We start from the raw sequence: 24,903 nt of genomic DNA, 5'->3' as shown, positions 1-24,903 counted from the left end.
CGTACGTGGGCCGGTCGGCCGTCGGCCGGTCGCCGTGCTCAGGCCAGCATGCGTGCGGCCAGGGCGACCAGGGGGTCTTCGAGGGCGCGCAGCCCTTCGAGGTCGTCGGCGACGAGGCGGACCTCCACGAGCTGGGCGACGGCGGCGACCAACGCCTCGCAGGCGAAGCGCTGTTCGGCGGAACGGGCGTCGAAGATGTCGGCGACGGCGTCCCGGAACCGGGCCTGGATCGCGTTGCGCCGGTCGACGGCCTCGGGCCCGACCGCGTAGATCTCCACGAGGAACAGGCGTGCCAGGGCGGGGCGTTCGGCGAGCGTACGGAGATAGATGTGCAGGAGCGCGCGGAACGCGTCGAGGGGTTCGGGGGCGGGTTCGCCGTCGGGATCGGGCACCCGGGGTGACGTCGAGGGCGCTGGGTCGTCCATGGCTGTCACGGCCCCGCAGACCCCAGGTGGCGAGTCGGCGTCCCGCGGCCCCTCCATCAGCTGCACGAGCAGCTCCGCGGCCGCGTCGAGCGCCTGGATGAAGCAGTCCTGCTTCGAGCGGAACTGCTGGTAGAACGTCTCCCGCGAGACCCCGGCCCTGCGGATGACCTCCGCGACCGGCGTGCCGATGTACCCCTTCTCCTGCATTGCCTCGGCGATCGCCATCAGCATCCGCACCCGCTGCGAGGCCACCACCTGTTCACGGGCCAGGCGGTGCCGGCCGCTGGGCAGGGGGCGCGGCGGGGGATCGGTCGATGCGTGCGCCACGTCTGCCTCCGCCTCAGTCTCTGCCTCTGCTCAGGCCTCTGCCTCTGCCTCCGCGCTCCCGGTCCGGGTCGGGCTCAAGGCGCAGTGTAATGACGGCCGTCGCGAGCATCTCGCATTGGTCGACGAGCAGCAGGAACTCCACCGCGGCCGGTTCGTCGACCACCCGCCGTACGTCGTCGGGCCCGATCCCGAAGCGTCGGCCGAGTCACTCGTGGTGCGTGAACTCGTAGGCGCAGTCGCAGAGTCGGGATACCCGCAGAATGATCAGCTCGGTGTCGCGGCGGGGCAGGGTGCCGCGCGGCATCAGGCGGGCGGCGAAGCGCAGCCAGCCGTGCCCCGCTCACCACCCTCTCTCCGTACGTGCGGTACGCGTCCTGCTCCTGCGCGCGGCCGCCTCAAGTACGTGCTGTGCGCGCCGGTTGAGCAGCCGCATCAGGGCCACGTACACGGGCGGGCAGAACCGTTGCGCGCCGTGGGCGAAGCGGACCAGGCCGGAGGTGTGCACGAGGTAGCGGTTGCGGCGGACCGCGTCGAGGATCGCGGCGGCCACCTGCTCGGGCGTGGCCGCGTGCCGCCGGAAGCGGGCGCGGAGGCGGCTGATCGCGGGGTCGTCCGGGTCGACGCCGACGATCTCGACGGTCTCCGTGAGCGGCGTGTCCACCGCGCCGGGCACCACCAGGCTCACCCCGATCCCGTACCGCCGCAGGTCGAAGCGGAGCACCTCGGAGACGCCGCGCAGCCCGAACTTGCCCGCGCTGTACGCCGCGTGCCACGGCAGCCCGAGCAGACCGGCCGCCGAGGACACGTTGACGAGGCGCCCGCCGCGGCCCGCCTCGACCATCGGCGGCACGAACTCCTCGATCACATGGATCGGCCCCATGAGGTCGGCCTCCACAACCGACCGCCAGTGCCGGTTGCGGAGGCTCGTCACGGAACCCCACACGGAGATCCCGGCGACGTTCATGACGACGTCCATCGGCCGCCCGCTCTCCGCGTGGATCTCCTTCGCCATGGCGCGTACGGCCTCGTGGTCGGTGAGGTCCACGGCCCCGGCGTACGCGACGGCCCCGCCGGACGACCGGATCCGCGCCGCCGTCGTGGCGAGCCGGTCCGCGTCCTTGTCCGTCAGGAACAGCAACGCGCCCTGCGCGGCGGCCAGTCGGGCGGTCGCGCCGCCGATGCCGCCGCCCGCGCCGGTGATGAACACCCTCCGGCCGGTGAGGTGTCGACGGTCCCGGTCCGAGGTCGTCATGGCTCGGTCCCGTCTGCCCGCCCCTCCTCTGCCCGCCCCTCGTCGGCCGGCGCCCCGACCGCCGCCCCGGTCATGCATCGGGGGTGCGCGGTACGTCGATCCGCTCCGAGCGGCCGTCGGCGTGCACCGCGGTCGCCTGGTGTTCCAGGTGGCTCCCGAACAGCAGCCCAGCGGCGTGGCGTTCGGGCACGCAGACCCGCGAGCTGAAGGTGCGGCCCGTACCGGCGTCGAGTCGGCCGGGCACGTCCCGCCGTGCGGTCTCCGTCGCCCAGACGTGACCGAACGCGCCGACGACCTGCGTCTCGAAGACGACCTCGGCGCCCGACACCGCCCGGCCGCCCGTGTTGCGGACGGTCAGCGTGACCTTCTCGCACCACGGCACGTCGGTGGCCTCCCGGCGGGGTTCGCGGAGAGTGAGCAGCCCGTCGAGCACGTCTCCCGGCCCGTCACCGGGACTGTCTCCCGGTCCGTCACCTGGCTTGTCACCGGGCCTGGTCGGGTCGTCGGACGGCCTGCCCTGGTCGTCCCCCGAACCATCGCCGTCCCCGTCCCCGCCGCCTTCGCCCGCTTCCCCCGGCAGCGGCCCGTCCGGTACTTCGACCGTGCGGGGAGCGCCGTCGGCGGACCGGATGCGGAGCCCGTCGACGTTCAGGGAGTCCGTGGTCACCAGGGCCTGTTCCGCCCGTACGCGGGTCATGAAGACGAACGGCGGGATCACCGGCGGCGTCGGCAGCCCCGCGGGCGAGAAGGTCACGCACAGCGGGCTGCCCTCGATGCAGCCGTGGAACTTGCGCATGTACAGCGTGACGTCGCCCCGCAGCTCCAAGTTGTCGGCGCTCAGGGACTGTTGGGCCCGCTGCGGGTCCCTCGTCGTGCTGACGTAGTCCGTCAGCGTTGCGGCCTTCATGCGCAGCACGATGACCTTCATCGGACCGTCGGCGGTGTCGATCTCCTCGACGCCCGCGAAGAGGAAGCCCTGCGGGCTGAACCGCGACGTGGTGATGACGGTCGGCACGGCCCCCGGCCGCACGGTCCGGGCACTCGCCTGCGCTTCCCTCGCCTGCGACGGCTCCGCAGCCTGTGCCGGGGGCGCCGCGAACCCGCCGCCGAGCCCGGCCAGCAGCATCAAGGGCACGAGCACGGAGAGGGCCCGCCGCGCACGGCCTGCGCTGCCCGGCCCGTCGCGCGTCTCCGCGCCCTCGACCTCGTCCGCCCCCTCCCCGGGCGCATCCCCAGCCCGAGTCCCAGACCCAGACCCGGTCCCAGCCCCAGCCCGTACGGGAGTCCAAGCGAACCCCAGCGCGCTGCCCGCCACGCCCAGGAGCGAGCCGATGACGAAGCCGCCCAGGTTGGTCACGGCGAACGCGGCCACCGACAGGAGCAGCGCGTTGAGGCTGACGTACGCCCGCGCGTGCGGCGCTCCCCACAGGAAGCCGCCGGCAAGCATCAGGGCGAGCCCGATCACCACGGCCGCGATGCCGCCGACGCCCAGGCTGAGCAGCACGCCCAGCGGGGACAGCGGGGCGAGCAGCAGCTCTGCCCCGGCGGCGATCAGCAACAGGCCGCCCCAGAACGGCCGTCGGCGACGCCAGCCGCGCAGTGCGGCCCGCCGTTCCGGCCACGGCAGCACGGCCTCGACCTGCGCCCCGACCCGTGCGCGCACACCGCCGACGGCGGGAGGCTCAGCCGTACGACCGTCCCGGCGGGCCCCTTGACCCGCACGGTCCCCGCGGCTCAGAAGCACTCCTCACCGCCCGGCCCGACCGAGATCCGCAGGCCCTTGAGCTTGAAGTTGCCGCCCATCGCCGACCAGGCGCGGGACTGCACCCCGGACACGTTGACGTCCTGGACCTGCAGGCCGAACTGGCCGGGCTTGCCCTGGGCGTCCGGTACCGCGTCGAGCGTGGAGGCGTCGCGGCCGATCTGGGCGGAGCCGAAGCGGGCGTCACCGGTGAGGTCGTCGGCGTCGATGACGAGACGGTCGGCGGTGACCGCGCCCGCGTCGCCGCCCGCCGTGAGCCGGAACACCATGGTGCCGATGGGGGTCTTGACCTGCGTCGACTGGCAGATGTCAGTCAGGGTGACGTCCTGCAGTGCGAGCAGCGACACCGGATGCTTCTTGCCGTCCCCCGACGAGTCGACGTCGACGTACGAGGCGAGGCCCGAGCTGGACAGCTTCCCCGAGCCGACCTTGAAGTTGCTGCCCGACACCGCGAAGCTCGCGGCCATCGCGCCCTGCGCCATCAGGACGCCCAGCACGGCCAGGGCGGCGACACCGGGGGCGCCGACGAGGGCGGCCTTCTTCCAGACGACTCGTCCCTCGGACTGTGCGGCCACGCGGCCGCCGTTGCGCTCTTCGGTCACGGTTCCTCCTGTGCGAATGGGCGGCGTGGTGCAGGAGGTGCTGGAGGTGCAAGAAGTGCTGGAGGTGCAGGAAGTGCTGGAGGTGCAGGAAGTGCTGGCGTCGGGCAGCGGCGTACGCCGGGTCCGGCGCGGGGAACGCTAGCAGTGACGAACAACGTTGTACATCAATCACTCGTGCTGGATTCAGCCGATCGACAGAGACCGTCAAGTCCCCTTCCGCCCAGGGGAGATGGCCCTGGCGGGGTCCGATCCCGGCTACTCCCGGCTACTCCCGGCCACTCCCCGGCCGCCTCGCCCCGGCCCGCACCCCGCCCGAACTCGGCGTCTTTAAGATGAGCACCGCATCCGGCCGGGGTGCCCGGCGCTCACGGTGGCCGGGCGTCGAGGCGGCCGCCAGGGGTACGGGAGAGGCGCAAGGGGATCCATGGCCGACAGTGCACGCACCGCCTTCGCCGGTGGCCTACCGGTCGAACTGACCCGCCTGGTCGGCCGCGAGGCCGAACTGGCCGAGGTCGCCGAGGCGTTGGGGCGGGAGCGGCTCGTCACGCTGATGGGCGTGGGCGGCGTCGGCAAGACCCGGATCGGGCTGCGCGTGGCCCGGCGGATACGGGAGTCCTTCCCGGCCGGCGTGCACTTCGTGGAGCTCTCGGGCCTGCGCGACCCTGAGCTGCTGCCCAACGCCGTAGCGGCCGTCGTCGACCTGCCCGAGCAGACCGACGCGGCCGACGCCCCCGACGTCCCCGACGCCTCCCAACTCCGTACGCTCATCTCGTACTTCTCGGACAAACAGCTCCTCATCGTCCTCGACACCTGTGAGCATCTGGCCGACGCCTGCGCACAGTTCGCGCGCGCCGTGCTCCAGTCCTGCCCCGGCGTGCGCATCCTCGCCACCAGCCGCCGGCCCCTCGACGCCCCCGGCGAGCTGCTGCTGCAGATCCCCCCGCTGGACGCACCCGACCCGGACGCCGAGCGGGCCGACGCGGGCCGCCTCGGGAGCCCGGTCACCGACGCCATGGAGCTGTTCGTCGAGCGGGCAGCGGCCGTGGCCCGGGGCTTCCGCCTCACCGACGCCAACCGCGGCCAGATCGCCCGCCTCTGCCACCGGCTCGACGGCATACCGCTCGCCATCGAACTCGCCGCCGTACGTGTACGGGCCCTGCCGCTCGAAGAGATCCTGCGCCGCCTCGACAACCGCTTCCGCCTCCTGACCGGCGGCAGCCGCGCGGCCCTGCCCCGGCACCAGACGCTGCGCACCGCCACGGACTGGAGCCACGAGCTGTGCTCGGGCCCGGAGCAGATCCTGTGGCGCCGTCTCTCCGTCTTCGCCGGGGAGTTCGAGCTGACCGCGGCCGAACAGATCTGCGCAGGCGAGGACTTGTCAGAGGACGACGTCCTGGACTGCCTCATCGGACTCGTCGACAAGGCGATCGTGCTGCGCGTCGAGTCCGACGACGTCTACCAGTCCGATGCCGAGTCCCACGACGTCTCCGAGTCCGACGGCCGCGCCCGCTACCGGATGCTCGACACCCTCCGCGAGTACGGCCTCGAACGCCTCCAGGCCGCCGGTGAGGAGCACACGTACGCCGCCCGCCACCGCGACCACTGCCTCGCCCTGGCGAGGGAGTTCGGCCTGAACTGGCTCACCGGCGCGCAGGCGCCGCGGATGCGCGCGATGTGGCGGGAGCGCCCCAGCCTGCGCAGCGCCCTGGAGTTCTGCTGCGCCGACCCGCGGGAGGCGGCGGCGGGCCTGGAGATGGCGACCGCGCTGTGGGGGCTGTGGCTCGGCATGGGCCGGATCGTCGAGGGCCACTACTGGCTCGGCCGGCTCCTGCCGCTCTGCCCCGAGCCGAGCCCCGTACGGATGCGCGCCCTGTGCGCACTCGGCGACCTCACCCTGATGACCGGCCACCACCGGCATGGCCTCGCCCTCTCCGACGAGGCGGCGGGCCTCGCGGAGGCGTACGACGACCGGCTCGCCCTCGGCTACGTCGCCAAGAACCGCGGCCTGTACGCCACGCTCACCGGCGACGCCGAACGCGCCCTCAAACACGTCACCGAGGCCCGCACCCTCTTCGCCGCACTCGGTGAACGCGACCTGGAGGGCTGGGCGTTGGCGACCCTGTGCGGCGCGTACGCCGTCAGCGCGCAGCAGGAGAAGAGCCTTGAGCTGTACGACGAGGCCATCGCCCTCATGGACCGGTGCGAGCGCTGGGTGCAGGGCTGGCTGCGCTGGCAGAAGGGCTGCTCCCTGTGGGGTCTCGGCCGCTTCGACGAGGCCAAGCAGGCCCTGAGCACCACCGTCGTCCTGTGTCTTGAGATCAACCACACGCAGGTGCTCGCCTTCTCCATCGACACCCTCGCCTGGGTCGCCGCGGCCGAGGGCCGGTACGCGCAGGCCGCCCGCTGCCTCGGTGCGGCGGCGAAGCTCTGGGAGAAGTTCCACGAACCCCGGCTCGACATCGAGAGCATGCACGAGGCGCACCGGGCGGCCTGGTCCGAGACCGAGCGCGCCCTCGGCGTCGAACGCTGTCGGCAACTCCTCGACGAGGGCGCCGCGCTGCCCCTGCAGGAGGCCGCGGCGCAGGCGGTCGCGCCGACCCGCGCCTCGGCGTCCGCGCCCCGGCACACGTCCGCGCCCGCGCCCGCGGGGAACTGGGAGGCGCTCACCGCGCGCGAGCGGGAGATCGCCCTGCTCGTCGCGGAGGGCCTGTCCAACCGCCGGATCGCGGAGCACCTCGTCATCTCCAAGCGCACCGTCGACTCGCACCTGGAACACATCATGGCCAAGCTCGGGTACGGCTCACGGACCCAGATCGCGTCCCTGGTGCGGTCCCGGGGCGAGCCCTGAAAGGCCTTGCCGGATCGCGGAATCCCGAGTTGAAGCCGTAGACGCATCCGGCATCATGCTGCACATGAGCACCCCAGATGACAGCCCCGCCGCCGACAGCGGCGGGCGCCGCCGCGTAGCTCACACCCGGATCCGCATGGCGGGCCGCGATCCGGCCGAGCACCACCGCGCGGCCACGCCGCTGGAGCTGCTCTTCGACCTGACGTTCGTCGTCGCCGTGGGCACCGCCGCGCACCACTCCGCCGAGATGCTCGCGGAGGGCCACGCGGTGCAGGCGATCACGGCGTTCGTCATGGCGATGTTCGCCATCAGCGTCGCCTGGATCAGCTTCACCTGGTTCGCCTCCGCGTTCGGTACCGACGACTGGCTGGACCGGGTCCTGACGATGGTCCAGATGATAGGCGTCGTCGTCTTCGCGCTCGGCCTGCCCGCGTTCTTCCACGCCGTCGAGGAGGGCGACCACCTCGAACTGCGCGGCATCGTCATCGGGTACGTGGTGATGCGCGTCGCGATGGTCTCGCAGTGGTGGCGCGCGGCCCGCGAGTCACCCGACTTCCGGCACGTCGGCCGCGCCAACATCCGCTGGACCGTGATCGCGCAGATCGGCTGGGTCGCGCTCGGCTTCGCCACCGGGCTCCCGCTCGGCGCCGCGTTCGTCGCGTTCGTGCTGCTCGGCGCCCTGGAGCTGCTGCTGCCCGTGCTCAGCCAGGGCCGCGCGGGCGGCACGCCGTGGCACCCGCACCACATCGCCGAGCGGTACGCCCTGTTCGCCATCATCACCCTCGGCGAGGGCGTCGTCGGCACCGTCGCCTCCTCCGGCGACCTGCTCGGCGGCGCGGACGGCACACACTGGAGCGCGGACGCCGTCGCCGTCGTCGTCGCGGGCGTCGGCCTCACCTTCGGCATGTGGTGGGTGTACTTCGCGACGCCCTTCGGCCACATCCTGGTCCACCGCAGGGGCCGCGGATACCTCTTCGGATACGGGCACATCCCGCTGTACATCGGCATCGCCGGGGCCGGCGCGGGACTGCACGTGGCGGGCTTGCAGCTGGAGCACCACTCGAAGCTCGGCGACCCGGCGGTGGTCCTCTCCCTCGCCGTCCCCGTCGGCCTCTACGTCCTGATGGTCTATCTGCTGCACGCCCTGCTGCTCTCCACCACCGACCGCTTCCACTCGCTCCTCATCGGCCTGACCCTCGCGGTCCTCGTCGCGGCGGTCCTGCTTTCGGTGGCGGGCGTCGCCCTCGCGGTCTGCCTGCTGGTGGTGATGCTGGCGCCGTTCATCACGGTCGTCGGCTTCGAGACGGTCGGGCACCGGCGCCAGCGCGTGATGCTGGAGGGCCTGCGCGGGGAGGCCTGACCCACGGGGACGCGCCCTCCGCGGTTCTTCCCGCCGGGGGGACGGCCCGTACGAGAGCCGGGCCCGTACGAGAGTCGCGCCCGTACGAGAGTCGCGCCCGTACGAGAGTCGCGCCCCGCAATCACTCGGGGCGACGTCTGCGTACGCCCGTCCGGCCTGCTCGGAGGCGTGGGCTTGCTCGGCCCGTGCCCCTCCGGCGTCGCGTCCGACCGGGCGTACGCGTCCGTACGCGCGCCCTCGCCGCCCGCCCGCGCGGGCGGGCGCTCCCGGCCCGGGGCGGCGGGGCCGTCGGCGCGAGCTCGACCGGGCCGCCCGTGTCGTGTTCGAGGCGGGTCCCGTGGGCGACCAGGCGGACCAGGCTGAGGGCGATGAGCGCCTCGGCCCAGTAGAACGCCGCGTAGTCCAACAGGCAGCCGTTGGGCGGTGAGCCGGGGGCCGCGCCGCGCAGGCCGACCAGGGCGAACAGGCTCGCCGCCGCCCAGCCGAGTGCGCCCCACTGCAGCCCGCGACGCTGACCGACCACCAGCCAGCACGCCACCGCGACGGCGAGGCCGACCGCCCACATCGCGCCGATCATGAACCACGCCAGGATGAACGTGCTCCGGGACCGCACGGCCGTGCCGTCGAAAGCGGCCGCTCCGCCGACCGCGTCGGTGGCGCGGGGCGGGAAGCTGAAGTGCGCGTTCTGATCCCGGAACTGCAGTGCCACGGGGATCCGTTCGGTGCCCGAGGTGGCGGAGATGGCGATGCGGGTCTCGTACCGGTCGAAGGGGTAGTCCGACGGCGTGCCCTCGAAGAGCGCCACGTTGACGGTCTTCAGCCAGGCCACGCTGTCCTGCCGGAACGTCAGACGCTCCTGGCCGGGGGCGTTGGTGTGCAGCGTGATGTCCTTGACGGGCACGCCCAGCTTGTCCGCGTAGCGGCCCTTCGCGTCGACCTCCAACTGCACGGTCGCGCGCCGCATGTCGGGGTCGACCCGCTGGACGGCGGCCTTCACGTCGACCCGGTCGCGGGCGTCCGACGCCCCCGAGGCCACCACGTGCTGGCGATTCTGGCGCTCGTCCAGGTACAGGGCGATGCCGATCCCGAACAGTGCGAGCAGCAGGACGACGCCGAGGACCAGCCGACGCCACGGCAGCGGCGCCCACTGCTTCTCGGCACCGCGAGGACCGCGAAGACCGCGAAGACCGCGAAGACCGCGAAGACCGCGAGGACCGCGAGGACCGCGGGCGCGGCGGTGGGCGGACGGACCGGGCATGAGCCGATCTTCGACCGCCGCCACCGCCCGCGCCAGGCGAGGCCGCACGGGGAGGCGGAAGCGGAAGGGGAGGCTCGGACGTGAATGGCCTGAAGAGTCCGTCTGGTCGGGAATGCCCGAGGGAATGCTGGTGGCATAGCACAGGCGACTGTGTCGGCCGTGCCAAGAGCTTTCGTAAGAGCTTTCGTAAGAGCCTGCGGGAAGAGCCGAGGAGCGACAGGATCGAATGGAACGACGCCCCAACTCGCGGCTGCGCGCCCTGCTCGCCGAAGCGGGCTGGAGCAATGAGCAGTGCGCTCGCGCGGTGAACTCCGTCGGGGCCGAGATAGGCCTCGCGCTCCGCTACGACCGTACGTCGGTGGCCCACTGGCTCTCCGGTACGCAGCCGAGGCCGCCCGTGCCGCATCTCGTCGCGGAGACCTTCTCGCGCCGCCTCGGCCGCGTCATGACGCCGGTCGCCGCCGGTTTCGCCCGCTCCGGCGCGCCCGCCGCCGGGCTGCCCGGACCGCGTACGCCCCCGGCCCCGGCGGTCCGTACGCTCGGCGCGCTCACGGGGCGCGACGCCGACCCCGTCGAACGGGCCGCGCTCGCGGGCGAGCCCTACCGCGCGCTCGGCGCCCCGCCCCCCTGGTCGGACGGCGGGGACCCGGACCGACGGAGCGCGGGTCGCCGGGGGCTGGCGCGGGTCGGCGGGGCCGAGGTCGACCTGCTGCGCGGGGCGGTGCGGCACTTCGCGGCGGCCATGGACGTGCACGGCGGCGGCCACGCCCGCCCGGCCCTGGCGCACTACCTCGCCGACACCGCCACGACCTGGCTGCACGCGCCGGGCGACGACCGCGCCCACCGTCAACTCGGCACCCAGAGCGCGTACTTGGTGTTCATCCTGGCCCGGATGCACAGCGACATGGGGTGCCACGGCATCGCCCAGCGCTATCTGCACCTCGCCCTCGACCTGGCCCGCGAGGTCCAGGACCGGGTCGCCTGGGCGATCACCCTGCGCGCCATGGCCGCGCAGGCGCTGCACCTGGAGCACCGCCGCACCGCCCTGCGGTACGCGCAGGCCGCGGTGGAGGCGCTGCCCGAGCACGTCGGCGACGCCGTACGGGCCTTCGCGCTCGCGCAGTCGGCGGTCGCCCACGCGGCAGTCGGCGACCGGGACGCCGCGCTCGCCGCGCTGCACCGCGCCGAGGAACACGGCCGCAGAGCCGGGGTCGGCGACCCCTTCGGGGACTACCCGTCCGGGGCGCTCTCCTTCCAGAAGGCCGAAGTGCACCGGGAGTTGGGCGACCTGCGCGCGGCAGCACGGGCCCTGCACCGCTCCACCCAGGAGCGCCCCGCCCACGACCGCCGCGGCCTCGCCCTCACCCTGGCCCGCCGCGCCGAACTCCTGCTGCGCAGCGGCCGGATCGCCGAGGCCTGCGAGGTGTGGCACCAGTTCCTCGAAGCGGGCGGCGGCCTCCGCTCGCACAGCGTCGTCACCGCCGTACGCACGATGCGCGGCAACCTGGAGCCGCTCTCCCGACACCCTTCCGTACGTGCCCTGCTCGACCGGGAACGCTCGCTGGGGTAGGCCGACGCGGCGGTGGTGTGTGAGGGGCGGCCGGTTTCCTGTGGGAACCCGCCGCGAACTGCTGGACCTTACGCCCTGGCACATCACCTGGCCGGGTGCGCGACGGCGTCCACATGTGCTGGGCGCACATGCGGACGCCCCCGACATGTGTTCGTATGCCATGGAGTTCGGCGCGCCCCGTGCGGCCGGCCCGGTGTACGAGAGGAAGTCCGCCCATGAACGACCCCTTCGCTTTCAGCCGCCTGATCCCCGCCCCACCGCAGCCGTCGACCGCGGGGCCCGCGGCCGATCGGTGCCCGGAGCAGCCGGGCGGGAAGTTATCCGCGCCCGAAGCCGAGCCCGCGCCCGAAGCTGCGCCCGAGGTTACGGCCCCGTGGGCGACAGCGGATGGTGGCTGAACCAGGCGCGTGCCTCCGTCAGTTCGCCGGCCGTCGGCGTCGGACGGAGGCGGTCCGGGGCGCGCAGGAAGTCGTGGCGGCCGGCTGCGCCGAGGGCGATCAGGCGGGCCTCGGCGGACAGGCCGGTGTCGTCCGCGACCTGTTGTGCGCGCCGCCACCAGCTGCGGCTGAGCCGGCCCACCGCGTAGCGCCACAGCGGCTGGGCCGGGTCGGCCACACCGATCAGCACCGCCTCCAGGACGTACGGCCGGACGCCCGGCGCACCGATCAGCCGGTCCGCGATCCGCAGCGGATGCTCGCCGTCGAGCCGGGCGCGCAGCAGCACCCATGTCATCAGGTGGCCCGTGTCGTCCCCGCCGGAGGCGATGTGGTCCCACAGTTCGGCGGCCTTCGCCTCGTCGGGGGCGCCGAGGTGGGTGAGCAGGCGCAGCGGGTGCTTCCACAGCGGCTTGGGCCGGGTCCACCAGGTCTGCAGGTCGGCGGCGAGCGGGTGGCCCAGGTCCAGGACGAGGCAGGTGAGGGTGACCAGCGGGTGGCGCCACTCGGTGTAGGTGGTGCGGTACTGCTTGGTCAGCTCCCTCTTCCAGCGCGGCAGGAGCGCCGCCACCTCGGCCTCGCCCGCGGCCCCGTGCGCGTAGAGGAGTTCGAGGCAGAACCCGAGGCCCTGCATGCCGGTCTCCGGGTCGGCCACGCGGTCCTTGAGCCAGCGTGTCTGCGCGGGGGAGAGGGTGCGGTACCGGTGCCAGACGTCGCACAACGCGCCCTCGTAGCCGGTGAGTTCGGGCCCGGTGTCGGCGAGCAGGTCGTCCCGCGCGGCGGCGAAACGGTCGGCGAGCGCCTGCGCTTCGGCCGCGTCCGTGCCCGTGCGGTCGGCGTAGGCGGGGCCGAGCCGCGCGGCGTCGTCCCGCACGCGCGCGACCGCGTCGTACGCCTTCTCCGCCGCGGCCGCCCGGAGTTCGCGCGGCAGCGTCGCGTCCAGGGCGAACCGTACGGCGGCGAGCGCGGCGAACTCCTCCTGGCCGGTCTCGGCGTCGGGGCGGCCCGACCGCGCACGCCACTCCTGGACGGCGTCCGCGCGCAGGGCGGTGAACAGGGCGCGCAGGGCGAACGCGGGGGCGTCGGCCGCACGCAACTCCTCGGCGACCGCGGTCGCCGCGCGCACCGGGTCCGGCTCGTGCAGCGCGCGGTGCAGCTTCCACCAGGCCGCCACCGCCGAGCTCGCGCCGCCGCCGCGCCGGGCCTGCAGACCTTCGGCCCGGACCGCCGCGAGCGACCGCTCGGACGGGAACCGGCACAGCACGCCCGCCGCCTCCGGGCCGACCTGCTCGACCACGTCCCACACCTCCGGGTGTTCGTGCCGCAGCAGGCCGTGCAGCAGCGCGGGCCAGCCGTCCCACCGGGTGAGCAGGTCCGCGTGCTCGGCGCGCCAGGCAGGAAGGAGCCGAGCGACCTCGTCGTACGACAACTCCGCGCGCGCCTCCAGGACTTGGACGACCCGTTCGGCGGCGGTCAGGTCGACGGGGTCCTCCAGGCGTCGGTGCAGCCAGCGGGACTCGGCGGCGGTGAGCGGGCCGGACTCGGCGGCGGTGGACGGGCGGCGGCGGTCCGTGGGCCAGGCCTCGTGCGGGGCGATCCAGACCCGGTCGAGGAACTGCCGTACCCCGTCAGGGTCCTGCGGGTCGGGCAGGCCGTCCGCGTCCCGCCACGTCACCTTGTCGAGCCGGAACGCGCCCTGCGGTCCGCCGTTCACCACCCGGTAGCCGTCCGGGCCGTCGCCGAGCCCGGCCGCCACGGTCGCGTGGTCGCCGCCCCAGTGCAGGTTGAGGGGGCCGGTGAGCGCCCCGGACCTGTCGAAGGCGGCGTGGGACTGCCAGTGCCAGTACGCGAACGACGTGCCGGCCGCGATGCCGCGCTCCCCGAACAGCTCGGCGGCGTCCCCGTGGCCGTCGCTCTGCGTGTACCGGCTCCGGGTCGGCGGCGGCAGCGCCACGAAGTCCTCGCCGCGCAGGGTCCGCCACCACGCCTTGACGTGGGCGAGATCCGAACGCCGCTGCGCGGAACCGGACGAGGCGGCGGGACGTGCACCGGACACGGGCTGCTCCTTGGGCACGGACTGTTCCTTGGGCACGGACTGCTCCTTGGGACTGTGCTTCCGGGACCGCATCCTTCCAGAGCGCACACAGCAGGTTGCCAAGGCCCGTAGCCGCACCCGATCCGATCCCGGTCCCCATCCCGCTCTCGAACACTATGAACGCAACGCCCGCTCCTCTGGCCGCGCTCCTCGGCGGTTCCTAACATCCCGGCTCGCGACGCGACTTCGCGCCGTCCCGCCCGAGCAGGAGCCGTACCCGTGAACCGATCCGCCGCGCCCACCCGGGCCCCGCGCCGCCGCCCGCAGTCGCGCCGTCGATCCGCCGTGCTCGCAGCTGCCCTGGCGACCGCGATCCTCGGCACACTCGGCAACGCACCCATGCCCCAAGCCCGTCCGAATCAGGCCCGTTCCGAACAGCCCCCGAAGGCCGCCGAGTGTCCCGCCGAGCTCCCCGCAGGGGCCCGCTGCCGGACCGGTCAGGACGCGAACGGCGCGCACTTCGCGATGGCCGTACCACAGGACTGGAACGGCTCCCTCGTCGTGCACGCCCACGGCGGCCCCGACCTCGGCGAGGCCTCCGACCCGGCGCGCAGCGTCGAGGACCTGGGCCGGTGGGCGGTCCTTGTCGACCAGGGGTACGCCTGGGGCGGCTCGTCCTACCGGCGCGGCGGCTACGGCACCCGCATGGCCGCCGAGGACACGGAGAGCGCCCGCCGCGCCTTCGTCGCCGCCTTCGGCACGCCGCGACAGACCTATCTGCACGGCCAGTCGTGGGGCGGGAACGTCGCGGCCAAGGCCGCCGAGGTCCACGGCGCTCGCTCGGGCGGCGGCCCGTACGACGGTGTGCTGCTCACCAACGGCGTCCTCGGCGGCGGCTCGCGCGGCTACGACCACCGCGTCGACCTGCGCGCCGTCTACCAGTACTACTGCCGCAACCACCCCCGCCCGGACGAGCCGCAGTACCCGCTGTGGCAGGGGCTGCGCGCCGACTCCACCCTGACCTCCGCCGGACTCCGCGCCCGCCTGCAGGAGTGCACCGGGTACGCCTCGGACCCCGCCGACCGCACCGCGCTGCAGCAGCGCAACCTCGACGACATCCTCGCCGTCACCGGCATCCCGGAACGCGCCCTGGAGTCGCATCTGCGCTTCGCCACGTTCACGTTCCGCGACATCGTGCACGCCCGTCTCGGCGGCCGGAACCCGTTCTCCAACCACGGTGTCCGGTACGAGGGTTCGCACGACGACGAGGCCCTGAACGCGGGCGTCGCGCGCTTCTCCGCCGACCCGACCGCGCGCCGCGACCTCTCGTACGACAGCGACCTCACGGGCAAGGTCGAGGTCCCGGTCCTCACCCTGCACGCGATCGACGACCCCACGGCGTTCGTGGAGCACGAGTCGGCCTACCGTGCCACCCTCGACGGCGCGGACCGGGACCAGCACCTCGTCCAGACCTTCACCCGGGAGGACGAGCACAGCGGCCTGAGCGCGTCGGAGTACGCCAACTCCCTTGCCGCCCTGGACCGTTGGGTCAGCACCGGGCAGCGGCCCACGCCCGCTTCGGTGGCCGCGTCCTGCCCCGCCTTCGACGCCGCGTACGGCACCGGCTGCTTCTACGACCCGACGTTCCGCCCCGAGCCGTACGCCTCTCGTGTCAGGCCCCGGCCGGGCGGGTACGACTGGCCCGCGATGAGCGCCGAGCAGGAGCGGGCCTGGAGCCGGATCGACGGGGTGGGGATCGCCCCCTGAGCCCCACTGCCCGAGCTGGCCCTGGAGGCCCGCTCCTCTACCCGCTCCATTAGGCCCGCTCCCTGAGTCGCCGTCAGGCCGTCGTGAGCAGCGACTTCCCCACCGTGGCCCGCCCTTCGAGGGACGTGTGCGCGTCCACGGCGCGCTCCAGCGGGTACGTCGCCCCGATCGCCGGGCGGATCCGGCCCTGCGCGGTCAACGACAGGGCCTCGCCGAGCAGTTCGCGTACGACGGCCGGGGTGTGCGGGCCGGCCTCCAGGGTGTTGACGACCCGCACGCCGCGCGCCTCGGCCGCGGCCGGGGCGATCTCGGTGAGGCCGCCGTCGGCCGTGCCGTACGTGAGGAACCTGCCGCCCTCCGCGACCGTCTCGAACACCGCCCGGCCGAGCGCGCCGCCCGCACCGTCGAAGGCCAGGTCGACGCCCGCCCCGCCGGTGGCCTCGCGGACCCGCTGCTGCCAGTCGGGCTCGGAGTAGTCGAGCACCACGTCCGCGCCCAACTCCCGGGCGAGGGCCAGCTTGCGCTCGCCGCGCGCGGCGGCCACCACATGCGCGCCCGCGTCCCGCGCCAACTGCACGAGCAGCGAGCCCGCCCCGCCCGCGGCGGCCGCGACCAGGACCCACTCACCGGGCGCGATCTTCCCGGTGCGGGCCAGGGAAAGGGCGGTCACCCCGTCGTGCACGAGGGCCGCGGCATCGGTGGCCGACACCCCGTCCGGCACCTCCACGAGTTCGTCGACCGGGGCGACGAACTGCTCGGCGTACGCGCCCGACGCCGCGCGGGCCACGACCTGCCGCCCCACAAGGCCGGCGTCCACGCCCTCGCCCACGGCCGTCACCGTCCCCGCACCACCGCCGCCGGGCACGTACGGCGGCTCGATCGGGAAGTAGCCGCCGCCCCAGCCGCTGCGCAGCAGCGTGTCGAGGTAGATGACGTCCACGGCGGCCGGCCGCACCACGGCCTGCCCCGGCCCGGCCACCGCATCGGGAACCTCCGCGATGAGCAGTACCTCGGGCCCGCCGAAAGCCTCCACCTGAATCGCACGCATCGTGATCACACCCCTGTCCATCGATGGTTACCGCCGCCGTGATCGACGACATGCCTGAAACGTAGAACCTCAAGCGAACTTCAGGTCAACCGCGGCCGGGGCTCGACGTACTCCCCACGGCGGTACACGCAGGCGGGCGGCGCGGCTTAAGACAGGGGAGCACCGTTCTCGCGTACGTCCGTCGGGGCCGCGACCAGGGTCGATCGGGTCGATGTCACATCCGGGACAGGCCGGTACGTCGAGAGGGTGTGGTCGACGGAAGCGCCCGGTCGGGCGTGGGCGTCGGCCCCGACAACGGCACAGCAGAGCAACGGCACATCAGAGCAGGGGAGTTCATCATGGAAGCGCGACTGCCTCTTTTCAGCGGCGAGGTCGGCCCCAAGGTCCTCAGGCACATCAACTCGGCGAGCAAGACGGTCACCGACTCGGCGCTGCCCGCCGCGACGCAGGAGCTGGTCAAGCTCCGGGCCAGCCAGATCAACGGCTGCGGCTTCTGCACCGACATGCACTCCAAGGAGGCGGCCGCCGCCGGCGAGACCTCGCTGCGCCTCAACCTCGTCGCCGCCTGGCGTGACGCGACCGTCTTCACCGAGGCCGAGCGCGCCGCCCTGGAGGTCACGGAGCAGGGCACCCGCATCGCCGACGGCGCGGGCGGCGTCACGGACGAGGCCTGGCGGGAGGCCGCCAAGCACTACGACGAGGAGCAGCTCACCGCACTCGTCTCGCTGATCGCGCTGATCAACGCGTACAACCGCGTCAACGTGATCGTGCGGAACCCCGCGGGCGACTATCAGCCCGGCCAGTTCGGCTGATCCCACGGGGTTCGGACCACCCGGCGCGCCCCGCCCGCGCCTGAACCGCAGGGCGGGGCGGCGCGGGGCGGGGCGACGGGCGCCGGATGGTGGGGGCTCACTGCTGCAGCGGCAGGATCGCGCTCTCCGGGATCACCTGGTGCTTCAGGTCGGCCGGGACGGGCCCGTTGTGCGAGGGGTACTTGGGGCCCTGCGCGTTCCGTCGGTACTTGGCGGTGGAGTGCTCGGGGTCGGTGTCGAACTCGGGGATGACCTTGTCGCCGAAGACCTCCAGCATCTCCAGGTGCTCGTCGAACGTCATGCCGCCGGTGAGCCCGAACACCACCTGGTCGCAGCCGACGGTCTGGTACGCGGACACCTGCTCGCACACCTCCTCCGGCGTGCCGCACAGCATCAGGCCGGCCTTGATGACCTCGTCGAGGATCTCCTCGCCGCCCAACTGGCTGAGCGCGATGGGCGGTTCGGGCCAGGTGATGGCGTCCAGGGACTTCGGCATCGTGTCGTGGTAGAGGTTCACCAGCGTCACCAGATAGCCGAGCCCCGCGTTCATGGCGATCTCACGCGCCCGCTTGCGGTCGTTCAGGCAGATGACGGTGTTGGTCATCATCACGTTGTTGTTCTGGTAGTCGCCGAGGATCTCGACCGGGTTCTCGGCGGCCTCCTTGTACGCGTCGATCCGCCCCTTCAGCTCGAAGATCGGCTCGAAGTTGAAGGCGATCGCCCCGATGCCGAGCGAGCCCGCCTTGGCGAACGAGGGCGGGTTGCCGCAGGCCATCCAGATCGGCGGGTGCGAGTGCCCGTACGGCTTCGGCAGGATGTTGTGCGGTGTGGGCACGGTGAAGTGCTCGCCGTGGAAGGAGTAGTCGTACTGCTCCCACATGCGCACGATCTCCGGCGCGACCTCGTCCCACTCGGCCTTGGTCGAGCCGGTGTCCATGATGTTGAACGACGCCACCTCGTGGCTGCCCGCACCACGTCCGGTGCCCCACTCGAAGCGGCCCTCGGTGATGTGGTCGAGCATCGCCGCCCGCTCCGCGTACCGCACGGGGTGCTCCTTGCGCGGCGAGAGGCTGTTGATGCCGGTGCCGAGGTGGATGCGCTCGGTCTTGCCGGCCACGTAGCCCATCAGGACCTCGGGCGCCGACATATGGCTGTACTCGGTGAGCGAGTGGTGCTCGCCGAACCAGACGTACTTCCAGTTGTGCTTGTCGGCCTTGATCGCCAGGTCCAACTCCCGCTTCAGGGCGAGGTGTTCGGAGGGCCGGTCGTGCGCGGCCGGACCGGGGACGAATCCGTTCAGGAAGATGCCGAACTCCATGAGGAGCCTCCTAGCTCGTCACGGTGCGCGGGGGAGACCCGACACCACTGCGCGGCTGCCCCGCAGCGCCGGCGACGTCCGTCCGCGCGGTCGCGGCCGTCGACTCCGTGTTGCGTACGGCAGTACTGGGTGGGCGCAGGATGCACCACAGAACGTGAAGGATCCATGGGTTCGGCGAATCTGGATCAAAGTCGTCCGGGCCGTTCCGCGACGCGCCCCCGCGAAGCGAAAAGGCCTGACCAGACCATGAAGTGACGAAGTGTCAGGTCAGAGCCTGATGGAGCGTCAGGAGCGCTGTCGCCGGGGCCTCGCCCGACTGGCTGCCGAACACGGTGCCGCGGCCCGGCCGCAGGGTCAGTCGGAGGCGGGCCGGCCCGCCAACCCCACCGTGCTGAACGCCGACTGGTCCTTCGCCGTCGTGCCCTCGGTGATCCACCAGTGCGTCGGGTGCTCCCCGTACAGCGCGAACAACGTGCCCGCGCCCCAGTGCAGGACCAGCTCGTCCTTCCCGTCGCCGTCGAAGTCGCCCGCGCCGGCAGGGCGGGCGTGCCGCCACTTCGCGGACGTCTTCTCGCCGGCGCTCTCGGCCGGGCCCTCGCGCAGTACGGGCGTGCGCCGGTCGCCGTCGATCAGGGTCGCGCCCTCGTACGTGGCCACGAGCAGGCCGTCGCGCCCGTCGCCGTCCGGGTCGGCCGCCACGAACCCGCCGGGGCCGTAGTCGGTGCTTCCACTCTTCGGCGGCTTCGGCAGCCGGTGTGTGACGGGCGCGCCGCCCTTGCCCGGGTACACGGCGAGCGAACCGGAGACGTCCGGGGCCTCCGTCTCGTAGCCGGGCTCGTCGTTGCGGCCGCCGTCGTCGCCGATCGCCACGTCCCGTACGCCGTCGCCGTCGAAGTCGCCGAAGGCGTGCGCGCTGCCGATGCGCAGCTGCTCGCCGTCAGTGTCGAGGCCGCTGCCCCGGCGGGCCCGGTACAGGGTGTTCTCGGACTGCTCGCCGTCGTTCGCGGCCTGCACGAGCAGGGACGTGGCGCGCGGCTCGCCGGACGGGTCGATGGCGTCGGCGATCAGCGTGCCGTCGGCGGGCGGCAGGCTCACGTCGCTGCGCGCGGGGGCGCCGGCGCGCGTGAACGGCCCGTACAGCACGACCGGCCGGGACCCCTCGTTCTGCGCGAGCCCCGCCAGGTCGTGGTGCCCGTCGCCGTCGAAGTCGCCGCGCACCAGGGACTCGACGCCGAGCTTCGCCACGTCCTGAGGAAGGGATATCCCGGTCGCCTTCCCCGCTGCCTTCGGGCCGTTCGGGCCGCCCCACGTGACGTGCGGGATTCGCCGTGCCGTGGACACCTGGCCGTCCGTGGCCGTCCCACCCGCCACGGACGACACGAAGTCCGGGAAGCCGTCCCCGTCCAGGTCGGCGGTGAGCACCTCGGAGACCGAGAGGGCGTCCCGGCCGCCGCCCTCGGGCGACGCGGGCAACCCCAGGTCGCCGCGGCCGAGAACTGTACGCGTCACCGGGTCGAGGCCCTTCGCCGAGCCGTACACGACGGCCACCCGCTGATCCGCCCCCGGCTGGTCGGCCGGCCCGGCCAACACCGGTACCAGCAGGTCGCGGTGGCCGTCGCCGTTCACGTCGTCGGGGTCCTTCGTGCCGTTCCCGGCCGCCGGCGGGCGGCTCTCGCCCGGCACGGCGGGCTCCTTCGCCGCGGGCTTCCCACCGCCCGCGGCCGACGAGCCGTCCGCCCCGCCGCCGCAGCCCGCGAGCGGCCCGAGCAGCAGGGACACGGCGCAGACCGCCGCCGCCGAACGGGCGGCACGCGAGGCGGAGCGTGAGGTGGGGCGGGAAGCGGGGTGAGGGATCATGCGGATCACCTTCACATCCCGGGGTACGGCTGCTCAAGGCGGGTGCGGCATGGCGGTCCGTTCCCGGTCGCTCACGGTCGCTCATGTCCAGACGGTCGACGCTGAGACGGCCGGGCACGCGTACGCCGCACGCCGCGCTTCTCGGCCGGGTACGCGTTGCGGTCGCCGCCGTCAGCCGGACCCGTTCGAGCAACGCGTCGTATTCGTACGGGAGTTGGCGACCCCCTGCCGCCCCGACCGACCGCCTAGCCCGAGTCCCCGGGCCCGCCCCGAGCGGCTCGTACCGGAGCACTCACCGCTCGCGGCGGTGCGCTCACATCGGTCGGACCGTGAGGATCTGCTGCGCGTGGCCGACAGCGCCCTCCACGTCATGCAGGACGGTGCTGGTGACGCCCTGCCCCGTCGGCCCGAAGGCGACAGTGGTGTCCAGGCCCGTCCACCGGCCGACCGGGCGGCGGTGCAGATGAAGCGTCAGGTCGACGTTCGGGAACATCCACTCGGTCGGCGACTGGCGCACGGCGATGCCGTTGGCCGTGTCGACGAGCGCCACGTACGAGGCGAGCGCACTGCTCGGCTGACCCGCAACGAGGTCGAGGGGCGTGGAGATCCAGGCGGTCGTCCGGCCCGGCTGCGGGGGAGCCAGCGGCCGCACGTCGATGGACGCGATGTACCCGCCCGGCCACACCGACTTCATCGGCCAGGGCTCGACTTCGTCGGGCGGCGTCAGCCGCTCGGCCCCGCCCCCGGCGACCGCGGAGGTGTCGGCGGCGGCGAGCCGCCAGGCCCGCGCCCGGACCACGGGGCGGCCGGCGATCAGCGCCACCGCTTCGAGGAGTTCGATGGTGCGGCCCGGCCGCAGCGTCTCCACCCGGATCTCGATCTCGTCCAGGGCGAGCCGGCCGAGGATGTCGAAGCTGATCCGGGAGAGCACGAGCCCGTCGTCCGGCTGCTCCCGCTCCGCGAGGTGCCGGTCGAGTGCGTGCACGAGGAGCCCGCCGAGCGGGCTGAAGTGCTGCTCGTCGACGTCCCAGGCACCGCTCGCATGCGTGGTGGGCTTGTAGCGGTGCTCGTCGATGGGCTCGAAGTAACTGCCGGTGTTCAACGGGTGGTTCCTTCTCGGCTGGCGGACGTTCGGGCGCGGCGACCCCTGTGGTGCGGGGCGCTGCCTTCGAAAGGGTGCTGCATACACGGGTCTTCGCGCCAGCCCTGATTTCCCGTGTGCCGATCCGTGCGCCGATCCATGTGCGGAATTGAGCGGCCGGCCGGACTCCCCTGAGATCCGGCCGGCCTGTCTCACCGTCGTCCCGGCACGCGGTACGCGCGGCCGCGCACCGGGACGACCTGCCTCAGCGCGTCAGCTCGGTGAAGCGGCGCTGCAGCTCGGCGCCGCCCTGCTCCGTCAGGCTGCCGTGCAGGCGCAGGCGGGAGATGCCGCCGTCGGGGTACACGTCGAGCCGTACGTCGGTGGCCGTGGCCGGCGCGGCGAGCGGCAGCCGGTGCAGGGTGTCGGGCTGGAGACGGGTGCGCGGGACGATCTGCGTCCACTCACCGCTCTCGCCGTCGCGCACGGACAGGCTGATCCAGCCCGCCGAGTTGCCCTTCAGGTAGGCGGTGTCCACCTCGACCGCGCGGATCTCACCCTGGGCCGGGAGGCGGTACTCGATCCAGTCGTTGCCCTTGTCGCGGCGGCGGCGGGTCTCCCAGCCGTCGTCCATCTTGCGGGACGTGCCGGGCAGGATCGTGTTGCCGGGGGAGGAGTAGAACGCGTCCGAGGCGTCCGTGACCGTACCGCCGTTGACGACCGACGCCAGGTCGAAGCTGCCGAGGAGCGCGAGCCACTCGGGGTCGGGCACGACCTCGCCGTGCACCCGCAGGCGAGCGATGCCGCCGTCGGGGTGCTGGTTGAGGCGGAGGTGCGTGAAGCGGCGCTCGACCGTGACCTCGAAGCCGTTGGCGGCGTGACCGCGCACCTCGGTGCGGGCCACGATCTCCTCCCACTTCACCGAGCCCGAGAGCAGCTCCTCGGGGCTGGCGTCCGGCTCGGCGCAGGCGCCCTCGATGCTGATCTGCTGCGGGTAGTTGCCGCGGAAGTGCGCGGTGTCGACGATGACGCCGCGGACGATGCCGGGCACGCCGAGACGGATGACCGCCCAGTCGTGCTCCTCCGCCTCCGGGTGCGGGGTGTCCGCGCCCGCGCCGCGGCGGCGCCGGGTCTCCCAGCCGTCCATGACCTTGCCCTTGTGGCCGAAGGCCTCCGGGTCGAACACGGCGCGGTGCGGAAGGAGCAGGTTCTCGCGCTGTGCGAAGAACTCGTCGTTGGCGGCGATGACGCCGCCGCCGAGCCGACGGTCGGCGAGGTCGGGCAGCTTGGTGAAGCCGAAGTCCCCCTCGCGGAAGTCGGCGTACGGGTCGCCTCCGCCGTACGGGTTCGCGTCGTTCTTGCGGGACGGGTCGAGGGTCATGGCCTGCCTTCCGTGCGGTGCGCGCGCTGGTCGCTGTCGCGGTGATACGACTTTCACAGATCGTGAGCAGGTAGGTCCATCGAAAGTTTCCGAACGCTATTTTCAGTTGGGCTGAATGGTTGAGTGAAGGTGTCGAGCGGGGTGCTCGGGACCGGGGGCGGGCGGAACCGGGAGCGTTCGGGTCAGTGGAGCTCCACCCCGAGAACCTTCTCCAGCTGCGCGGCCTGCTCGTCGCTCGCGAACACCATGTACGTGTCGTGGTTCGAGTCCCGCAAGCGGACGAAGTCGCCCAGGCGGAACTTGCGCCGCAAGGCCTCCCGCTCCGGGTCGACGTGGCCGACTATCTCCGGGACGGCGAGGTGGTCGAGGTACTCGTCCGACATGTGGTCCACGGACTCACGGACCAGGACGCCGTTGCGCCGGAACTCCAGGGCCTCGTCCTCCTCGTCCTCGTCGTTGCCCACCAGCCGCACGTCGGTGATCGTGACCGCGCCTTCGGTGAGCGCGGCCGCCCGCTCCAGGATGCCTTCGTAGCTCTCCTCCAGGTCGTCGACGTCGTCGCCGTGCGCCGAGACCGCCACCCCGAACGACTCCAGCGCGCCGTAGACCCAGGAGGGGTTGTCCATCGGGTCGTGGGCCCACTCCTCGAAGTCCTGGAGCACCTCGGCGACCCGGGTCGCAGGCACCATGCCGATGTCCTCGAGGACCGCGCCCACGTACGCGTACGTGCACGGCCTGAACCACCACAGCACCTGCCTCAGCGGCTCGACCTCGCCGCCCGGTTCGGCCTCGACCAGCTCGCGCAGGCAGCCCAGCGGATGTGCCGCGCCGGGAAGGCGTTTGCCCGGCTGGTCGACGAACGGCACCCCGGTCCAGCGGTGCTCCCGCGAGCCGAGGGAACCCGGCTCGGCGGACTCGTCGTACGCGACGTACTGCCACATCGCGCCCTTGTTGCGGCGGATCACCTCGCCCAGATACCAGCAGGCGCCCTGCAGGAACGGCTCGCCCCGCGCGGCGTCGAACTCCTCGACGGTGGCGAAGCGTTGACGTACGACCGTCTCCAGCCAGTCCAAAGTCTCGGGGTGGAAGTTCCACCGCCACGCGCCGCCGAACGCGTCCTTCGCCCACTCCGACAGGGCCTCTCTGCGCTCGGCCGTCCAGCGCGCCAGGGAGGGGTCCTCGGGGAGCGGCGGCACCGGGTCGACCTGCGGGGTGTGCGCCTTGACCGGGGACCAGCCCGGCACCTCGGCCTCCAGGGCGGCCACCGCCTGCCGCAGCCGGGCCACCTCCTCGCCGAACGCCCGGCCGGAACCGGACCGCAGGGCATGCGCGATGAGCAGTTTGGGCGCGATGGGTGAGAGCCCCAACTCGGCGTCAGGGCACACCACGGGCTGCCCCGGAGCGCCGTCCACGGGCCGCGTGTTCCACCCCCAGGCCCCGCCCGCGACGCCGAGGAGCACCTCGCCCAGATAGGCCGCGGCCGACTCCGTCCAGTGGGCCCGGTCCTCCGCGGACAGCGAGGCCAAGGCAGACGGCCGGAAGCGCGCCGACAGCTCTTCCTCCAGGGTGTCCAGAGAGGCCGGAGTGAAGTCGAACTGCTCGTCGGGCAGCAGCACCTTGTCCAGGAGCAGCAGCCGATACGGCAGATCGCCGGCCCACTGCCGCAGCAACTGCTCCGGATCCAGGGCCTCTTCGGGCATGTCCACACGCGTCTCACCGGTCATGCATTCACCCTAGGCGCGACCACTGACAACGCAGCCGGGAGC

General features: G+C 73.1%; 18 protein-coding genes. 5 read left to right on the top strand and 13 right to left on the bottom strand.

Features of this window, described 5'->3' with window-relative positions:
- Nucleotides 1-38: 38 nt before the first annotated feature.
- The 5 genes from QIS96_RS15555 to QIS96_RS15535 all read right to left on the bottom strand — a co-directional run bounded on the left by QIS96_RS15555 (nt 39) and on the right by QIS96_RS15535 (nt 4,368).
- Nucleotides 39-752: a TetR/AcrR family transcriptional regulator gene (locus tag QIS96_RS15555; RefSeq protein ID WP_282543171.1), complete on the bottom strand. Its 714-nt coding sequence runs from the start codon at nt 750-752 to the stop codon at nt 39-41.
- A gap of 205 nt (nt 753-957) precedes the next feature.
- Nucleotides 958-1,077 (bottom strand): carboxymuconolactone decarboxylase family protein, encoded by a 120-nt coding sequence (locus QIS96_RS15550; protein WP_282543208.1) that lies wholly within the window; start codon nt 1,075-1,077, stop codon nt 958-960.
- Between the two features lie 15 nt (nt 1,078-1,092).
- Nucleotides 1,093-2,004, bottom strand: coding sequence for an SDR family oxidoreductase (locus QIS96_RS15545; RefSeq protein ID WP_282543170.1), 912 nt, complete (start codon nt 2,002-2,004; stop codon nt 1,093-1,095).
- A 70-nt stretch (nt 2,005-2,074) separates the two neighbouring features.
- Nucleotides 2,075-3,667 (bottom strand): DUF6114 domain-containing protein, encoded by a 1,593-nt coding sequence (locus tag QIS96_RS15540; protein ID WP_282543169.1) that lies wholly within the window; start codon nt 3,665-3,667, stop codon nt 2,075-2,077.
- Between the two features lie 71 nt (nt 3,668-3,738).
- Nucleotides 3,739-4,368, bottom strand: a complete 630-nt coding sequence (locus tag QIS96_RS15535) for a DUF6230 family protein (protein WP_282543168.1) — start codon at nt 4,366-4,368, stop codon at nt 3,739-3,741.
- Nucleotides 4,369-4,792: 424 nt separating this feature from the next.
- Between QIS96_RS15535 and QIS96_RS15530 the strand changes: the two genes are divergently transcribed.
- Both QIS96_RS15530 and QIS96_RS15525 read left to right on the top strand, forming a co-directional pair.
- A complete protein-coding gene (locus QIS96_RS15530) occupies nt 4,793-7,216 on the top strand; it encodes a LuxR C-terminal-related transcriptional regulator (protein ID WP_282543167.1) in 2,424 nt (807 codons plus the stop codon).
- A gap of 136 nt (nt 7,217-7,352) precedes the next feature.
- Nucleotides 7,353-8,576: a low temperature requirement protein A gene (locus tag QIS96_RS15525; RefSeq protein ID WP_349017385.1), complete on the top strand. Its 1,224-nt coding sequence runs from the start codon at nt 7,353-7,355 to the stop codon at nt 8,574-8,576.
- A 121-nt stretch (nt 8,577-8,697) separates the two neighbouring features.
- Here the strand turns inward: QIS96_RS15525 and QIS96_RS15520 are convergent, their stop codons facing one another.
- Nucleotides 8,698-9,834: a DUF4436 family protein gene (locus tag QIS96_RS15520; protein ID WP_282543165.1), complete on the bottom strand. Its 1,137-nt coding sequence runs from the start codon at nt 9,832-9,834 to the stop codon at nt 8,698-8,700.
- A 226-nt stretch (nt 9,835-10,060) separates the two neighbouring features.
- On the opposite strand from QIS96_RS15520, the gene QIS96_RS15515 reads away from it, so the two are divergent.
- The gene (locus tag QIS96_RS15515) at nt 10,061-11,404 is read left to right on the top strand and encodes a tetratricopeptide repeat protein (RefSeq protein ID WP_282543164.1); all 1,344 of its coding nucleotides are present in this window, start codon (nt 10,061-10,063) and stop codon (nt 11,402-11,404) included.
- Nucleotides 11,405-11,767: 363 nt separating this feature from the next.
- Here the strand turns inward: QIS96_RS15515 and QIS96_RS15510 are convergent, their stop codons facing one another.
- Nucleotides 11,768-13,966, bottom strand: coding sequence for a hypothetical protein (locus QIS96_RS15510; protein WP_408907189.1), 2,199 nt, complete (start codon nt 13,964-13,966; stop codon nt 11,768-11,770).
- A gap of 306 nt (nt 13,967-14,272) precedes the next feature.
- On the opposite strand from QIS96_RS15510, the gene QIS96_RS15505 reads away from it, so the two are divergent.
- Nucleotides 14,273-15,640, top strand: a complete 1,368-nt coding sequence (locus tag QIS96_RS15505; protein WP_282543206.1) for an alpha/beta hydrolase — start codon at nt 14,273-14,275, stop codon at nt 15,638-15,640.
- A 73-nt stretch (nt 15,641-15,713) separates the two neighbouring features.
- Here QIS96_RS15505 and QIS96_RS15500 read toward each other — a convergent pair whose 3' ends face one another.
- On the bottom strand, nt 15,714-16,688 hold the full coding sequence (locus QIS96_RS15500) for a zinc-binding dehydrogenase (RefSeq protein ID WP_282543163.1): 975 nt from the start codon (nt 16,686-16,688) through the stop codon (nt 15,714-15,716).
- 338 nt (nt 16,689-17,026) lie between these two features.
- Between QIS96_RS15500 and QIS96_RS15495 the strand changes: the two genes are divergently transcribed.
- Nucleotides 17,027-17,500, top strand: coding sequence for a carboxymuconolactone decarboxylase family protein (locus QIS96_RS15495; protein ID WP_282543162.1), 474 nt, complete (start codon nt 17,027-17,029; stop codon nt 17,498-17,500).
- Nucleotides 17,501-17,597: 97 nt separating this feature from the next.
- Here QIS96_RS15495 and QIS96_RS15490 read toward each other — a convergent pair whose 3' ends face one another.
- From QIS96_RS15490 to QIS96_RS15470, 5 genes are all read right to left on the bottom strand, one after another.
- A complete protein-coding gene (locus QIS96_RS15490) occupies nt 17,598-18,818 on the bottom strand; it encodes an LLM class flavin-dependent oxidoreductase (RefSeq protein ID WP_282543161.1) in 1,221 nt (406 codons plus the stop codon).
- A gap of 354 nt (nt 18,819-19,172) precedes the next feature.
- Nucleotides 19,173-20,675 (bottom strand): hypothetical protein, encoded by a 1,503-nt coding sequence (locus tag QIS96_RS15485; protein ID WP_282543160.1) that lies wholly within the window; start codon nt 20,673-20,675, stop codon nt 19,173-19,175.
- Between the two features lie 313 nt (nt 20,676-20,988).
- A complete protein-coding gene (locus tag QIS96_RS15480; RefSeq protein ID WP_282543159.1) occupies nt 20,989-21,777 on the bottom strand; it encodes a thioesterase family protein in 789 nt (262 codons plus the stop codon).
- Nucleotides 21,778-22,021: 244 nt separating this feature from the next.
- Nucleotides 22,022-23,137, bottom strand: a complete 1,116-nt coding sequence (alc, locus tag QIS96_RS15475) for an allantoicase (protein ID WP_282543158.1) — start codon at nt 23,135-23,137, stop codon at nt 22,022-22,024.
- 182 nt (nt 23,138-23,319) lie between these two features.
- A complete protein-coding gene (locus QIS96_RS15470) occupies nt 23,320-24,861 on the bottom strand; it encodes a hypothetical protein (protein WP_282543157.1) in 1,542 nt (513 codons plus the stop codon).
- Nucleotides 24,862-24,903: the final 42 nt, after the last annotated feature.

Origin of the sequence: Streptomyces cavernicola (assembly GCF_029968035.1) — a bacterium.
GTDB classification, from domain to species: Bacteria; Actinomycetota; Actinomycetes; order Streptomycetales; family Streptomycetaceae; genus Streptomyces; species Streptomyces cavernicola.
This window is presented reverse-complemented; position numbering and strand designations above follow the sequence as displayed.

Excerpts from the sequence above, each read along its gene's own strand:
- QIS96_RS15510 (WP_408907189.1), bottom strand. The coding sequence starts at position 13,966 with ATGCGGTCCCGGAAGCACAGTCCCAAGGAGCAGTCCGTGCCCAAGGAA.
- QIS96_RS15520 (WP_282543165.1), bottom strand. The coding sequence starts at position 9,834 with ATGCCCGGTCCGTCCGCCCACCGCCGCGCCCGCGGTCCTCGCGGTCCT.
- QIS96_RS15545 (WP_282543170.1), bottom strand. The coding sequence starts at position 2,004 with ATGACGACCTCGGACCGGGACCGTCGACACCTCACCGGCCGGAGGGTG.
- QIS96_RS15490 (WP_282543161.1), bottom strand. The coding sequence starts at position 18,818 with ATGGAGTTCGGCATCTTCCTGAACGGATTCGTCCCCGGTCCGGCCGCG.
- QIS96_RS15525 (WP_349017385.1), top strand. The coding sequence starts at position 7,353 with ATGGCGGGCCGCGATCCGGCCGAGCACCACCGCGCGGCCACGCCGCTG.
- QIS96_RS15485 (WP_282543160.1), bottom strand. The coding sequence starts at position 20,675 with ATGATCCCTCACCCCGCTTCCCGCCCCACCTCACGCTCCGCCTCGCGT.
- QIS96_RS15495 (WP_282543162.1), top strand. The coding sequence starts at position 17,027 with ATGGAAGCGCGACTGCCTCTTTTCAGCGGCGAGGTCGGCCCCAAGGTC.
- QIS96_RS15500 (WP_282543163.1), bottom strand. The coding sequence starts at position 16,688 with ATGCGTGCGATTCAGGTGGAGGCTTTCGGCGGGCCCGAGGTACTGCTC.
- QIS96_RS15530 (WP_282543167.1), top strand. The coding sequence starts at position 4,793 with ATGGCCGACAGTGCACGCACCGCCTTCGCCGGTGGCCTACCGGTCGAA.
- QIS96_RS15470 (WP_282543157.1), bottom strand. The coding sequence starts at position 24,861 with ATGACCGGTGAGACGCGTGTGGACATGCCCGAAGAGGCCCTGGATCCG.
- QIS96_RS15505 (WP_282543206.1), top strand. The coding sequence starts at position 14,273 with ATGCCCCAAGCCCGTCCGAATCAGGCCCGTTCCGAACAGCCCCCGAAG.
- QIS96_RS15515 (WP_282543164.1), top strand. The coding sequence starts at position 10,061 with ATGGAACGACGCCCCAACTCGCGGCTGCGCGCCCTGCTCGCCGAAGCG.
- alc (WP_282543158.1), bottom strand. The coding sequence starts at position 23,137 with ATGACCCTCGACCCGTCCCGCAAGAACGACGCGAACCCGTACGGCGGA.